This is a genomic window from Acinetobacter sp. G18 (assembly GCF_052660225.1).
This window is the reverse complement of the sequence record NZ_CP109658.1, coordinates 3,841,629-3,856,792: the sequence shown is the minus strand read 5'-3', so window position 1 is coordinate 3,856,792 and position 15,164 is coordinate 3,841,629. Positions and strand designations below refer to the sequence as shown.

Annotated in this window: 12 protein-coding genes and 2 rRNA genes; 5 read left to right on the top strand and 9 right to left on the bottom strand. The window is 42.4% G+C overall.

What is annotated here, in order from left to right; translation table 11 throughout:
* The first annotated feature begins 197 nt into the window (after positions 1 to 197).
* The 3 genes from NE363_RS18230 to NE363_RS18220 all read left to right on the top strand — a co-directional run bounded on the left by NE363_RS18230 (position 198) and on the right by NE363_RS18220 (position 3,844).
* Positions 198 to 3,087 (top strand): 23S ribosomal RNA (locus NE363_RS18230).
* Positions 3,088 to 3,265: 178 nt separating this feature from the next.
* Positions 3,266 to 3,380 (top strand): 5S ribosomal RNA (gene rrf / locus NE363_RS18225).
* A gap of 152 nt (positions 3,381 to 3,532) precedes the next feature.
* On the top strand, positions 3,533 to 3,844 hold the full coding sequence (locus tag NE363_RS18220; RefSeq protein WP_445535579.1) for an ankyrin repeat domain-containing protein: 312 nt from the start codon (positions 3,533 to 3,535) through the stop codon (positions 3,842 to 3,844).
* A 43-nt stretch (positions 3,845 to 3,887) separates the two neighbouring features.
* Here the strand turns inward: NE363_RS18220 and NE363_RS18215 are convergent, their stop codons facing one another.
* The 5 genes from NE363_RS18215 to ribF all read right to left on the bottom strand — a co-directional run bounded on the left by NE363_RS18215 (position 3,888) and on the right by ribF (position 9,470).
* Positions 3,888 to 4,430 carry an NADPH-dependent FMN reductase gene (locus NE363_RS18215; protein WP_004706139.1) on the bottom strand — a complete coding sequence of 181 codons (543 nt, stop codon included), beginning with the start codon at positions 4,428 to 4,430 and terminating at the stop codon, positions 3,888 to 3,890.
* A 132-nt stretch (positions 4,431 to 4,562) separates the two neighbouring features.
* Entirely contained in the window at positions 4,563 to 5,045 is a 483-nt protein-coding gene (locus NE363_RS18210) for an FKBP-type peptidyl-prolyl cis-trans isomerase (protein WP_004884037.1), read from the bottom strand.
* Position 5,046: 1 nt separating this feature from the next.
* A complete protein-coding gene (lspA, locus tag NE363_RS18205) occupies positions 5,047 to 5,577 on the bottom strand; it encodes a signal peptidase II (RefSeq protein ID WP_001133879.1) in 531 nt (176 codons plus the stop codon).
* A complete protein-coding gene (gene ileS, locus NE363_RS18200; protein WP_151762165.1) occupies positions 5,570 to 8,407 on the bottom strand; it encodes an isoleucine--tRNA ligase in 2,838 nt (945 codons plus the stop codon). Before ileS ends, lspA begins: the two co-directional genes overlap by 8 nt.
* A 61-nt stretch (positions 8,408 to 8,468) precedes the next feature.
* A complete protein-coding gene (gene ribF / locus NE363_RS18195) occupies positions 8,469 to 9,470 on the bottom strand; it encodes a bifunctional riboflavin kinase/FAD synthetase (RefSeq protein ID WP_019457890.1) in 1,002 nt (333 codons plus the stop codon).
* A 208-nt stretch (positions 9,471 to 9,678) separates the two neighbouring features.
* Between ribF and NE363_RS18190 the strand changes: the two genes are divergently transcribed.
* Positions 9,679 to 10,812, top strand: a complete 1,134-nt coding sequence (locus NE363_RS18190) for a TDT family transporter (protein WP_019457891.1) — start codon at positions 9,679 to 9,681, stop codon at positions 10,810 to 10,812.
* An 81-nt stretch (positions 10,813 to 10,893) separates the two neighbouring features.
* Positions 10,894 to 11,460, top strand: a complete 567-nt coding sequence (locus NE363_RS18185) for a 5'-methylthioadenosine/S-adenosylhomocysteine nucleosidase family protein (protein WP_445535578.1) — start codon at positions 10,894 to 10,896, stop codon at positions 11,458 to 11,460.
* 34 nt (positions 11,461 to 11,494) lie between these two features.
* On the opposite strand, the gene NE363_RS18180 is transcribed toward NE363_RS18185, so the two are convergent.
* The 4 genes from NE363_RS18180 to ssuD all read right to left on the bottom strand — a co-directional run bounded on the left by NE363_RS18180 (position 11,495) and on the right by ssuD (position 15,160).
* Positions 11,495 to 12,115, bottom strand: coding sequence for a TetR/AcrR family transcriptional regulator (locus NE363_RS18180; protein ID WP_004706123.1), 621 nt, complete (start codon positions 12,113 to 12,115; stop codon positions 11,495 to 11,497).
* A 261-nt stretch (positions 12,116 to 12,376) separates the two neighbouring features.
* Entirely contained in the window at positions 12,377 to 13,177 is an 801-nt protein-coding gene (locus NE363_RS18175) for an ABC transporter ATP-binding protein (protein ID WP_004706121.1), read from the bottom strand.
* 13 nt (positions 13,178 to 13,190) lie between these two features.
* Positions 13,191 to 13,988, bottom strand: coding sequence for an aliphatic sulfonate ABC transporter permease SsuC (gene ssuC, locus NE363_RS18170; protein WP_004706119.1), 798 nt, complete (start codon positions 13,986 to 13,988; stop codon positions 13,191 to 13,193).
* Entirely contained in the window at positions 13,985 to 15,160 is a 1,176-nt protein-coding gene (gene ssuD, locus NE363_RS18165) for an FMNH2-dependent alkanesulfonate monooxygenase (protein ID WP_445535577.1), read from the bottom strand. Before ssuD ends, ssuC begins: the two co-directional genes overlap by 4 nt.
* Positions 15,161 to 15,164: the final 4 nt, after the last annotated feature.

Sequence of the window (15,164 nt, the reverse complement as noted above, 5' to 3'; positions counted from 1 at the left end):
TGTTCACTCAAGAGTTTAGATTAAGCAATTAATCTGAATGAATTGAGAACTAGCAAATTAACTGAATCAAGCGTTTTGGTATATGAATTTAGATTGAAGCTGTACAGTGTTTAAGTACACAGACAACAGATAGTGGCGATGAAGAATCGCACGGACAACACTCACTTGTAGGTGTTGACGACTGTTTGGGGTTGTATAGTCAAGTAATTAAGTGCATGTGGTGGATGCCTTGGCAGTCAGAGGCGATGAAAGACGTGATAGCCTGCGAAAAGCTCCGGGGAGGCGGCAAATATCCTGTGATCCGGAGATTTCTGAATGGGGGAACCCACCTACTTTAAGGTAGGTATTGCAACATGAATACATAGTGTTGCAAGGCGAACGAGGGGAAGTGAAACATCTCAGTACCCTTAGGAAAAGAAATCAATTGAGATTCCCTCAGTAGCGGCGAGCGAACGGGGATCAGCCCATTAAGTTATGTGTGTTTTAGTGGAACGCTCTGGGAAGTGCGAACGTAGAGGGTGATATTCCCGTACACGAAAGGGCACACATAATGATGACGAGTAGGGCGAGGCACGTGAAACCTTGTCTGAATATGGGGGGACCATCCTCCAAGGCTAAATACTCCTGACTGACCGATAGTGAACCAGTACCGTGAGGGAAAGGCGAAAAGAACCCCTGTGAGGGGAGTGAAATAGATCCTGAAACCGCATGCATACAAGCAGTGGGAGCCGACTTGTTCGGTGACTGCGTACCTTTGTATAATGGGTCAGCGACTTATATTCAGTAGCGAGGTTAACCGTATAGGGGAGCCGTAGAGAAATCGAGTCTTAATAGGGCGTTTAGTTGCTGGGTATAGACCCGAAACCAGGCGATCTATCCATGAGCAGGTTGAAGGTTGGGTAACACTAACTGGAGGACCGAACCCACTGTCGTTGAAAAGCCAGGGGATGACTTGTGGATAGGGGTGAAAGGCTAATCAAGCCTGGTGATAGCTGGTTCTCCCCGAAAGCTATTTAGGTAGCGCCTCGGACGAATACCATAGGGGGTAGAGCACTGTTTCGGCTAGGGGGTCATCCCGACTTACCAAACCGATGCAAACTCCGAATACCTATGAGTACTATCCGGGAGACAGACTGCGGGTGCTAACGTCCGTAGTCAAGAGGAAAACAATCCAGACCGCCAGCTAAGGCCCCAAAATCATAGTTAAGTGGGAAACGATGTGGGAAGGCATAGACAGCTAGGAGGTTGGCTTAGAAGCAGCCACCCTTTAAAGAAAGCGTAATAGCTCACTAGTCGAGTCGGCCTGCGCGGAAGATGTAACGGGGCTAAAACTATGTGCCGAAGCTGCGGATTTGACATTAGTCAAGTGGTAGGGGAGCGTTCTGTAAGCCGATGAAGGTGTATTGAGAAGTATGCTGGAGGTATCAGAAGTGCGAATGCTGACGTGAGTAACGACAAAACGGGTGAAAAACCCGTTCGCCGAAAGACCAAGGGTTCCAGTCCAACGTTAATCGGGGCTGGGTGAGTCGACCCCTAAGGCGAGGCCGAAAGGCGTAGTCGATGGGAAATTGGTTAATATTCCAATACTTCTGTGTAATGCGATGAGAGGACGGAGAAGGTTAAGTCAGCCTGGCGTTGGTTGTCCAGGTGGAAGGATGTAGGTATGTATCTTAGGCAAATCCGGGGTACTCTATACTGAGATCCGATAGCAAGCTGTACTTGTACAGTGAAGTGGCTGATACCATGCTTCCAGGAAAAGTCTCTAAGCTTCAGTTACACAGGAATCGTACCCGAAACCGACACAGGTGGTCAGGTCGAGTAGACCAAGGCGCTTGAGAGAACTCTGCTGAAGGAACTAGGCAAAATGGTACCGTAACTTCGGGAGAAGGTACGCTGTTGTTGGTGATGGAACTTGCTTCCTGAGCTGATGACAGCCGCAGAAACCAGGCCGCTGCAACTGTTTATTAAAAACATAGCACTCTGCAAACACGAAAGTGGACGTATAGGGTGTGATGCCTGCCCGGTGCTGGAAGGTTAATTGATGGGGTTAGCGTAAGCGAAGCTCTTGATCGAAGCCCCAGTAAACGGCGGCCGTAACTATAACGGTCCTAAGGTAGCGAAATTCCTTGTCGGGTAAGTTCCGACCTGCACGAATGGCATAATGATGGCGGCGCTGTCTCCAGCAGAGGCTCAGTGAAATCGAAATCGCTGTGAAGATGCAGTGTACCCGCGGCTAGACGGAAAGACCCCGTGAACCTTTACTGCAGCTTGACACTGAACTTTGACCTTACTTGTGTAGGATAGGTGGGAGGCTTTGAAGTTGGAACGCTAGTTCCAATGGAGCCGTCCTTGAAATACCACCCTGGTAATGTTGAGGTTCTAACTCTGTCCCGTTATCCGGGACGAGGACCGTGTCTGGTGGGTAGTTTGACTGGGGCGGTCTCCTCCTAAAGAGTAACGGAGGAGTACGAAGGTGCGCTCAGCGTGGTCGGAAATCACGCGTAGAGTATAAAGGCAAAAGCGCGCTTAACTGCGAGACCCACAAGTCGAGCAGGTACGAAAGTAGGTCTTAGTGATCCGGTGGTTCTGTATGGAAGGGCCATCGCTCAACGGATAAAAGGTACTCTGGGGATAACAGGCTGATACCGCCCAAGAGTTCATATCGACGGCGGTGTTTGGCACCTCGATGTCGGCTCATCTCATCCTGGGGCTGAAGCAGGTCCCAAGGGTATGGCTGTTCGCCATTTAAAGAGGTACGCGAGCTGGGTTTAGAACGTCGTGAGACAGTTCGGTCCCTATCTACCGTGGGCGCTGGAAATTTGAGAGGATCTGCTCCTAGTACGAGAGGACCAGAGTGGACGAACCTCTGGTGTACCGGTTGTGACGCCAGTCGCATCGCCGGGTAGCTATGTTCGGAAGGGATAACCGCTGAAAGCATCTAAGCGGGAAGCCTACCTCAAGATAAGATTTCCCTAGGAATTTATTCCTCTAAAGAGCCGTTCGAGACTAGGACGTTGATAGGTTGGATGTGGAAGCATAGTGATATGTGAAGCTGACCAATACTAATTGCTCGTGAGGCTTGACTATACAACACCCAAGCAGTTGTATATAAAGCATCAATCGATTCATAAATCTACAAAGAAACTTGATTTAGTTATTCCACTAGATAAAATGAACAAGTCAGATTCAATCAGCCCAATCTGTAAAGATTTGGAAAACGCTTCGGCAAATAATAAGACCAAAGCAAGTATCCATAAACAGTTGTGCTGGCGACCATAGCAAGAGTGAACCACCTGATCCCTTCCCGAACTCAGAAGTGAAACCTCTTAGCGCTGATGGTAGTGTGGGGTTACCCATGTGAGAGTAAGTCATCGCCAGCTCATTATTCAAACACCCCGGTCTCGAAAGAAACTGGGGTGTTTCTTATTGCGCGGAATTTAATTTTTAATAAAAGATAGGTCCAGAATTAGATTTGTATTCTCGCTATATTCTATGAATATAATTATGAACTCTATTATTTTTGAGTACGTCCATGAAAATCAATTCTTTCTCTCCAATACCTGAAGATGATGAAGAGCTATCTTTGCCTGCATTGATTTATTGGGCATCTCTAGGTGATATCGATCAAGTAAAAGAATTACTAATAGAGGGAGAAGATCCTAATCAGATAGATGATGAGGGATATAGTGCTCTACAGGCAGCTGCTGAAAATGATCATTTAGAGATAGTTCAACTCTTAATTGAAAAAGGTGCCCATGTCGCTTACAAAAGTGAATACACAGCATTAGAGCTTGCAGAAATGGCAGGTAATATAGATGTAGTGAATTATTTAAAAAATTTATAAAATTAAAGGCCTCTTTTGTTTAGAAAAGAGGCCTTTTGTTCAATTAAGACAAATGATATTTCTGTAGTTTCTCAACAATGGATTGAAGACCTTTTACTTCAAATTCATTGGCTTCAAATTTTTCATCTTTATTGCGTTTAAAGATATCTCGTATTTCTATTACAGCATTTGGGTCAACAATACTTAAACTTGAGGTGACTTGGCGTATTTGGCTAATAGAGCGAGAGCCATTTGTTGAGCCATAGCCAATAAATGCGGCTGGTTTACCGCTCCATTCTTTACCTACATAGTCGAGTGCATTTTTTAAAGCTGGGCTGTAACCGTGGTTGTATTCTGGGCTAATAAAGATAAAAGCATCTGCTTGAGCGATTTTGTTTGCCCATTCTTGTTGTTTAGGTTGATCATAAATTCCGGTAGCGGGTGGGTGAGAGCCTGAAAACAGAGGTAAATCCCATTCTTTTAAATCGACTACTTCGGTTTGGAAATCTTTTAGACCCAATGTTGGAATTGTTGATTCTACCCAATTGGCAATTTTAATTGCTGTACGTCCTTCACGAACACTTCCCACGACAATATAGACCAGCATATATTTTTCCTAAGGATTTTTATCTTTATAACTTAATTCATTACATAGGACGTGAGAATATAGAATTTGTAAGGATTATTATGTCATGCATAAAGATTAAATAATAAAAAAGCCCTCAATCGAGGGCTTTTTTTACATCAACTTAATGCCTTGCTGGCCAGCTGGAGTTACTTTGAATATCTCTACTTCAAAAGTAATATTTTTGCCAGCTAAAGGATGGTTGAAATCAATTTCAGTAATATCATCATTCACTGACTTCACGACACCAAATAAAGTTGCTTTTGCTTTATCTTCAAATTCGATCATGTGACCAGGAATAGGTCGTTGTTCGAATTTAACCGTATCAAAAGTTTGTATATTTTCCGGATTCCAAGGACCAAAAGCATCTTCTGGTGGAAGGTGTACTGTACGTCGGTCACCTGCACGTAAGCCGAATAAGGCTTTCTCAAAACCTGGTAACAAGTTACCGTCACCAATAGTCAAGCTAACAGGTTCTTCACGGCTACGTGTATTGTCAATTTCTACGCCATTTTCAAGAGCAACAGAAAAGTGTAGGTCAACTTTAGAACCGTCAGTAATACGAATTTCTTCATTAGGTTGAATAATTTCGGTCATATTATGCATCCGAATTTTTAGGTCTTTGCTTCTCAAGGAAGAATGTATCGATGAGTAGCAAAATGGTACCTAGAGTAATGGCACTGTCCGCAATATTAAAAGCTGGAAAGTGATGATTTTGGTAATAAACATGAATGAAATCGACCACATAACCTAAAGTAATACGGTCAATTAAATTACCAAGTGCTCCACCTAAAATTAAAGCGATAGCTACAGGTAGCACCACCATTTTTTTAGGCATACGCAGCAACCAAAATACAAAAAGTATTGAAACTAAGCCTGCCAAAGATGTGAAGAAATAGCGTTGCCATCCCCCCGCATCAGATAAAAAGCTAAAAGCTGCACCATAGTTATGTAATAGTGTCCAGTTTAAAAATGGAAGCACAGGTACAGGATCTGCATAGTTCAAATGTGTACTTGCAATCCATTTTGTCCATTGATCCAACACAATGGCAAGGACAGAAAGACCAAGCCAAATGAGGTTGTGCGGATAAAACTGGAATAAGCCTTTTTTAGCTTGTGAATTAGGCATATTTTCTCACTTCGCCACGACCAGTGACGTTCACAATACAACGACCACATAAACCAGGATGATCGGCGTGTGTATTTACATCAGGAAGGACGTGCCAGCAACGTGCACATTTTTCACCTTCAGCTGCAGATACTTGTACACGTAAGCCTTCCATTTCAGTTGCTTCACCTTGTTCAGCAAATGGATGTACTACTACTTGCGAAGTAATAAGAACAAAACGGAGTTCATCAGCCAGTTGGTTTAAAACTGTTTGTAATGATTCATTTGCCCAAAGTTCAACTTTGGCTGAAAGATTACTACCGACAAGTTTAGCGTTACGAGCTGCTTCAATCTGTTTATTTACTGCAGATTTTACGCTAATCAATGTTTGCCAATCTGCTTCAGAAAGTAAGTTTGCTTTTGATGAAACAGGTAGGTCATACCATTCAGCTGTAAATACATACTTCTCAGTTTGTTCTGGAATAAGTGGCCACGCTTCTTGAGCTGTGAAGCTTAGAATCGGGCTCATCCAACGAACAAATGCTTGTACGATATGATAAAGCGCTGTTTGTGCAGAACGACGTGCTTGTGAGTTAGCCTTAGTGGTGTATTGACGGTCTTTGATGATGTCTAGATAGAAACCACCTAAGTCATTAATACAGAAGCTTGTTAACGCACTACACACGACATGGAAGTTCATTTCTTCATAAGCAGTGATAATAGTTTGTTGTACTTCATTCGCACGTTGCAAGATGTATTGATCAAGAGCGATAAGGTCATCTACTGCTAAAGCATCTGTACTTGGTTTGAAACCATTTAAGTTTGCAAGCAAGAAGCGTAGCGTATTACGAATACGACGGTAGCTATCACTTACACGGCTAAAGATTTCTTTTGATGCTGCGATTTCATAGCGATAGTCGCTAGACGCGACATATAAACGTAAACCGTCAGCACCAAGTTGTTTGATAATTTCTTCAAGCGGAATATAGTTGCCTAAAGATTTCGACAATTTACGGCCATTTTCATCCACTGTGAAACCATGTGTTAACAAGGCTTTGTATGGCGCGCGATTATGAATTGCCATAGACGTTAATAAAGAAGATTGGAACCAGCCACGGTGTTGGTCTGAACCTTCTAAATATAAGTCAGCAGGGCTTTCTAATTCTTCACGCTGCTCAAGTACCGCATAATGTGTTGTACCAGAGTCAAACCATACATCTAGTGTATCGCGAACCGCATTGTACTGTTCAGCATCTTCACCAATGAAGTCTTTTGCATCACGGTTAAACCATGCATCGATACCTTCTTGTTCGATAAGTTTTGCAACTTCTTCGATGAGTTCTGGCGTACGAGGGTGCAATTCATTCGTATCTTTATGAACGAAGAAAGGAATTGGCACACCCCAAGTACGTTGACGTGAGATACACCAGTCTGGACGACCTTCAATCATTGATTCAATACGGTTTTTACCCCAGTTCGGTACAAACTCGATATCGTTTTCAATGGCGTTAAGCGCACCTTCACGTAAACCTTTTTGATCCATGCTGATAAACCATTGTGGTGTAGCACGGAAAATAATCGGAGTTTTATGACGCCAGCAGTGTGGGTAGCTGTGTTTAATTGGTTGATGAGCCCATAAGCGGCCTACAGCACCTAAAGCTTCAATAATCTTTGGATTGGCTTTATAGATGTGCTCACCAGCAAAGATTGGTGCGGTTGGTAAGTAAACACCGTTACCACCCACTGGGTTTTCAACTTTAAGGTTGTATTGAAGACCTACTTTATAGTCGTCTGCACCGTGGCCAGGAGCAGTGTGTACCGCACCTGTACCGCTTGTTGCGATAACGTGTTCACCTAAAATAACTGGAACCTGGCGATCGGTAAGTAAAGGGTGTTGTAAAGTAAGATTTTCAAGAGCTGAACCAGTAAAGTCAGCTAAGACAACCGGGTTTTCAAGCTTGTAACGCTCAATTGCAGAAGCAACTAGGTCTTTAGCAAGAATAAAGTTTTGCTTACCACGCTCAGTAGTCACTTGTACCAATTGATATTCAATTTCGGCATGCAATGCAACTGCTTGGTTCGCTGGCAATGTCCAAGGTGTAGTGGTCCAGATCACGATGTCTGTTGGGTCTTGAACATCTACATTTACACGAGCGCTTAAGTCTTTTAAATCTACAACGCCAAAACCAACGTCAATTGCGTCAGACTTTTTATCTTCGTATTCAACTTCAGCTTCAGCAAGTGCTGAACCACAGTCCATACACCAGTTCACTGGCTTTAAGCCCGGCTGGATATGCCCATTTTTTTGGATTAAACCTAAAGCACGAACGATATCGGCTTCTTGTTTGTAGTTCATGGTGAGATAAGGATTATCCCAATCACCTAAAACACCAAGGCGTTTAAAGTCAGCACGCTGTAAATCAATTTGTTTTAGCGCATATTCACGGCACAGTTTACGGAAAGTCGCTGCATCAACTTTTTCGCCTACTTTACCTACTTTTTCTTCAACTTTTAGTTCGATTGGCAAGCCATGACAGTCCCAACCCGGAACATATGGCGCATCGAAACCTGCCAAAGTACGGCTTTTTACGATGACGTCTTTGAGTACTTTGTTAACCGCATGACCCAAGTGAATTGTACCGTTCGCATATGGAGGGCCATCATGCAAAATATATTTTTTCTTGCCAATACGCGATGCACGAATCTGCTGATAAATGTTGTCGGTATACCACTCTTCTAACCATTTCACTTCACGTACTGCCAAATTTGCTTTCATTGCAAATTCAGTATCCGGCAGGTTTAGCGTGGCTTTGTAGTCCACTGCATTTTCAGTAGTTTGCTTATCGCTCATGCAAGTTGTCTTCCAGTTTAATCAGCTTGGGAGCCGACATGTTTTACAATCAAAATTCGAATTAAAAAGGAAATTGTGTCGTGTCTTTACGATATTGTCGTAATTGTTGCACGTCATTATCAATTCCTGCCTTAAGTGCCTCAAGCGAAGGGTAGTTCAATTCACCATGAAGATAGTGAAGAAAAGTCACCCGCATAAATAAGCCATACAGATTAGCAGAAACATCAGGGAAATGTACTTCTAATCTCCACTCTGGATGCTCTTGCTGAATGGCTGGGCGAGTACCGACATGACCTGCACCATAAAGGCTATTTTCATGATATCCGGCAATTCCCGGTTTTTCAGGATCATCCTGAAGCACTTTTTGAGTTAGCGAAGTTGTTTCGCAAATGACTTCAACGCCATAAATACCATTTAAACAAGGCTTATGGCGGTTGAGACGGACATTAATCGTTGGAAAATCTAAAGTTCGTCCAATTTGGTCGCCATATTGAACTCGTCCGGTAATACTGTACGGACGGCCTAATAATTTAGCTGCTAAAGCGAGATTACCCACTTGAAGCACTTGGCGAATACGAGTTGAACTGACGCGTTCACCTTCGAGTTCAATCGTATGTAAATTTGTGACTTGAAAGCCGTAATTTCTTAAAAATTCGCTGTTGCCTTGACGGTCTTTGCCGAAATGAAAGTCATCTCCTAAAACCAAAGCCTGCGCATTTAATTTGTCTTTTAATAAATCTGCGAATTCTGATGCGCTCATGCTACGGAAATGCTGGTCAAATTTGGCAACCGCAATGTAATCCACTCCAAGTTCAGCGAGGTATTCAACTTTTTCTCGTAATGAATTAATACGAGGTGGGGCATCGTAGCCTTTAAAGAACTCAAGCGGTTGTGGCTCAAAAATCATGACCAATGTTTTTAAGCCTTGTGCTGCAGCAATTTTTTTGAGTTGAGCAATCATCGCTTGGTGACCTAAATGGACACCATCAAAATTACCAATAGTTACCGCTGTTTGCGGCAACTGGAAATTGGGCGATAACGCATTAAGACGAAGCAGTTTCATGAACTTAAAATATGGCTATTTTTGCAAGGGCTATATATTGCCATAATCTCACAGATTCGTCTTGTTGTTGTGTTTTTACTCAGGTATTTTTCAATATGAATATCTTTTATATCTAAAAAACTGATGAATTAAATAAAAATAAATCAATTTTTCTTATTATTAATTTATCCTACTATAGCTTCATCCACTCTTTGACTAGAGACTCAAGATGAAAAGACCCTTTTACCAATTAAATCAAAGTAAAGATGTTATACGGCATTTTACCCCAAATTGGTTTACAGCAACTATGGGTACTGGTGTGGTGAGTATGATTTTAATTCAGCTTCCATTTGCCAAATCATTTTTATTTATGTTGGCGACGCTGTTATGGCAATTTAATATTGTTCTATTTAGTGTTTTTTCAGGTCTTTATTTATTGCGGTGGTTTCTTTTCCCTCATGAAGCGAAGCAAGTATTTAATCATCCAAATATGAGCTTGTTTTTAGGCGCTATACCGATGGGGCTTGCAACCATATTAAATGGCTTTTTAAGCTTCGGTGTCGGGCTTTATGGTGAAGTAGCAATCCATATTGCTCAAGCTTTATGGTACGTCGATGTATTTTTAGCACTCGCAATTGCTTGGATTGTGCCGTTTTGCATGTTTAGCCGTCAGAACCATCAGCTACATACCATGACTGCAATCTGGCTTTTACCTGTCGTTGCTTGTGAAGTAGCAGCAAGCTCTGCGGGCATGTTGGTTGCACACTTACCAGCAGATTTGCATAGCTTTCATTTATTAATGGCGGGCTACGTACTTTGGGGAATTTCTGTTTTACCTGCATTCGCTATTTTGACCATTTTAATGCTGCGTATGGCTTTGCATCAGTTACCGGAAAAAGAAGTCGCAATTTCTAGCTGGTTATCTTTAGGTCCAATTGGAACAGGTGCGTTAGGTCTATTGTTGCTAGGTGAACAGGCAAAAAGAGTGGCGCCAAATGTAGGATTTGACCAGTTTGCCAATGTATTTCAAGCATTAGGCGTGGTAGGCAGTTTGGTACTGTTAGGCTTTGGGTTATGGTGGCTAGGTCTTGCGATATTAACAACGCTTCGTCATGCAAAAACCGGTATTCCGTTTAACTTGGGATGGTGGGGCTTAACCTTTCCACTTGGTGTGTTTATTTTGGCTTTATTTAATTTAGGGCATCAGGTTGAAGTTGTATTTTTACAGTATGTTGCAGTGGCACTTAGTGTTTTATTATTAGTGATGTGGAGCGTTGTAATGAAGAAAACCTTAGCCGGAGCCTATAGTGGGCAACTGTTCTTCTCTCCATGTTTAATCGCCTTACAACAAAAAATGCAGTAATAGTGAAAAGGTGCAAAAAAGCTTTTGCACCTGATTTATACTTATTTTCTAATTTATTTAATTTTGATTTGAGCTTTTTGAATGAACAAAGATATCGCTTTAATTATGGCACTTCCCAATGAATCTAAAGGTTTATTTGAGCAAGCAGGTATTGAAGTCCATTATAGCGGTATCGGTAAAATCAACGCTGCCTTTAAAGCATTTGAAGTTATTCAAAAAACAGGCTGTAAAACTCTAATTAACTTAGGTTCGGCAGGAAGTTCATCTTTTAATCGACATGATTTGGTCGAAGTAAAAACTTTTGTACAACGTGATATGGATGTTTCACCATTAGGGTTTGAAGTAGGAGTTACGCCGTTAGATGAACACTTACCTGCTGAAATTCATCTTCAATCACATTTTGCTGATTTACCAAAAGGCATTTGCGGGACAGGGGACTCATTTGAAACGGGTCAGCCGAAAGTCGCTTGTGATGTGGTGGATATGGAAGGGTATGCCTTAGCCAAAGTTTGCTACAAGCTAGGTGTACGCCTAATTTCAGTGAAGTATATTACTGATGGCGCAGACGATACCGCTCATTTAGATTGGGAAGAAAATTTATTATTGGGCGCGCAAAAACTCTTGGCTCTTTATCAAAATCATTTCTAAAAAAAAGATCGGCAAATTTGCCGATCTTTTTTTTTTAACGAGGGATTACGCCGTAGAGCATGAGATGTACTGTATGCTCAATCGAGCGTTGGAACATACTGCGGTTTCGCAACGTTTTTCCAGTCACCATTTCCATTTGCGTGGCAAAATCGGCATAGTTTTGTGTAAGACCCCAAATATTGAGTATTAACAGCTCAGGATCGATATCTGGGGAAATTTTCCCTTCTTCCTGCCAAGTCTGAATGACTTTAGCTTTGCGCTTAAATAGCTTTTTCAAAGGCCCTTTCAGTATAGGTAAAATGTGCGGCGCCCCTTGGATAATTTCCAAAGCAAATAGTCGCGAAGCCTTTGGTTGGCTACGTGAAAGTTCGATTTTTTGTATTAAGTAGTGAGACAAAGCTTCGGCTGGTTCTAACTCAGCTTCTAAGGTTTGTAAGGGAGCAAGCCATTTTTGTAAAACTGTGGTCAGCACTTCCACATATAAAGACTCTTTATTTTCATAGTAATAGAAAATATTCGACTTATGCATGTCAGCGAGTTGGGCAATTTCATCCAGACTTGCACCACTGAACCCATATAGTGAAAACACATCAAGGGCGGCAGCAAGAAGCTGATTGCGCTTTTGAGTACTCTTCTTTTGTTCCATTTGCTGCATAAATTAAAAAGATAGTGCTCCCATTGTAAGGTAAATCGTTTGATTTGTGCACAGGTGTCTCACTTTTTTAGTGAAAAAACGGATAGTTATTTGAGCAATAGATATACTATTGTGCAAAAAATAGAGAGATTCACTAGTTTATTGTTATTCTTAAAAATATTTTTTTATATTCGCCCCAAAAAAGAGCAATAAATCATCAGTTTTATTGCTCGTTAATTGGACATTTTGTGGTTGAAATGGTTCTCATTACTCATCTCAGCTTTAAGTTGCTAAAACAGCATCGAGTACTTGTTGTTCAAGCTGGGCAAAAGTTATGCTCTTTTTACGCGGACGTGGCAAATTCACTTGGAAACTTTGGGCAATTTGGCCCTTATCTAATAGGATAATACGGTCGGCCAGTTGCACGGCTTCACTTACATCGTGTGTGACCAAAATGGCAGTAAAACCTTGCTCTTTCCATAAACGTTCAATCAAGCTTTGCATCTCAAGACGGGTGAGCGCGTCTAATGCACCTAACGGCTCATCTAACAGTAAAATACGTGGAGTATGAGATAATGCGCGAGCTAGCGCTGTACGCTGGCGCTGGCCACCTGAGAGCTGTGAAGGCCACTGTCCCGATTTTTCTTTTAAACCCACCTTTTCCAGTAATTCTTCTGCCAAAGCATGTTGTGATTTTGGTAGTCCAAGTTGAACGTTTTGAAGAATATTTCTCCAAGGAAGTAAACGTGGGTCTTGGAACATAACCCGAATATCATCGTTAGTAATCCCTTCGCGTAAATGTCGCGCAGATTTAAATTTAATTTCTCCGAAACTTGCTTTTTCAAGTTGGGCAATTAAGCGTAGTAACGTACTTTTACCGCAGCCACTACGACCAACGATCGCTAAAAATTCGCCCGGTTGAATATGCAGGTTAAGATCTTCAAGAACTTTCACCTCACCATAAAACTTGTAAAGCTGTTCAATCAGAATCTCTGCACCTACGACAGGTTCTTGTGACTCTGGATGATTTTCTGGAATGAGCTCTACGTCATTCTGATTAATATTTAAATTCAGATTTGTCATATTTTAAGCTCCCTTATTTTTGATAACCAGCGTGCCAACGTAGTAAATAGCGTTCCAAAATTTGTGCTAAAACATCGGCTAACTTGCCTAATAGGGCGTAAAGAAGAATACCGACCAGAACCACATCTGTTTGCAAAAACTCTCGTGCATTCATGGTCATATAACCAATACCTGCTTGCGCTGAGATCGTTTCAGCCACAATGAGTAATACCCAAACCAAACCTAAGGCAAAACGTAGACCCACTAAAATAGAAGGCATTGCACCTGGTAGAATAATTTCTTTGTAGAGCTGCCAGCGGGAAAGCCCATAGCTTTTACCCATCTCAATCAATTGTGGGTCGACTGAACGAATTCCATGATAGGTGTTGATATAAATTGGGAAGAAAACACCGACAGCAACTAAAAACAATTTTGCTGTTTCATCAATACCAAACCACAAAATCACCAGCGGAATAAGCGCAAGAGCTGGGATATTACGAATCATCTGTAAGGTTGTATCGAGTAGGGTGGAGGCGAAACGTGAAGACCCATTGAGCAGACCTAATAGCAAGCCTAAACCACCGCCTACCAAAAGCCCAAGCAATGCACGACCAGCACTTACTTTAACGTGATGCCATAGTTCGCCACTCACCAAAAGATGCCAAAAAGCTGAAATGACAGCACTTGGAGCAGGTAAAATACGGCTTTCTAAAAGACCCGAACTTGAGGCAATTTGCCAAACAACCAATAGAACAATTGGGAAAATCCAGGGCAGCAAACGCTGCCCGATTTGTTTTGTTCCACGTGAAACAATATTTACATCTTGGCTCATGCAGGCTCCTTGACGGAACTATTTTGCTTCTTCTCGTCTGGAACATAGTTGTTGGCAATAATCTCACCGAATGGACCAGTTAAGTTTGGCTGAGCAAGTTTAGCTCGGGTCTCAATTGGTAATAACGGGAATACTAACTCTGCAAAACGGATCGACTCTTCAAGGTGTGGATAGCCTGAGAAAATAAAGGTATCAATACCAAGGTCTGCATACTCCTGAATACGAGTAGCAACTGTTTCTGGGTCACCTACAAGTGCCGTACCTGCACCGCCACGGACTAAACCAATACCTGCCCAAAGGTTTGGAGAGACTTCTAGCTTGTCTCGGTTACCGCCGTGTAGCGCGGCCATACGTTGTTGGCCTACGGAGTCCATTTGAGCAAATTTTTTCTGTGCTGCAGCAATAGTTGCATCGTCGAGATATTGAATAAGCTCGTTCGCTGCTGCCCATGCTTGTTCGTTGGTTTCGCGAACAATGACATGCAAGCGAATGCCATAAGTTAATTTACGGCCTTTAGCCTCGGCTTTTGCACGAACATGCTCGATCTTTTCTTTCACGGCCGCTGGCGGTTCACCCCAAGTGAGGTAAGTGTCTACTTGCTCCGCTGCAAGGTCGACAGCGACATCTGAAGAACCGCCAAACCAAAGAGGTGGGTAAGGCTTTTGGACAGGTGGGTAAAGTAGTTTTGCATCATCTACTTGTAGGCGTTCACCGTGGAATGTAAAAGCTTCACCCGTATGTGAACGCGTCAAAATTTCACGCCAGATTTTTACGTATTCATTGGCAGTTTGATAACGTGTTGAGTGATCTTCATATAAACCGTCACCGCGTAGTTCTGCTTCATCGCCACCAGTCACTAAGTTGAGTAGCACACGACCATTCGATAAGCGGTCAAATGTAGCAGCCATACGAGCAGCCAAAGCTGGTGTTGTTACACCTGGACGTAACGCAACTAAAAACTTAAGGTGCTGAGTTGCATCAATCAGGCTCGCCGCCGTGATCCACGGGTCTTCACATGAACGGCCAGTTGGAATAAGTACACCCTCATAACCCAAATTATCTACTGCCACAGCAATTTGCTTCATATAGGCATGGTCAACCTGACGAGCGCCTTTACTTGTACCTAAATAGCGACTATCACCGTGGGTAGGAATAAACCAGAAAATTTTCATGTGC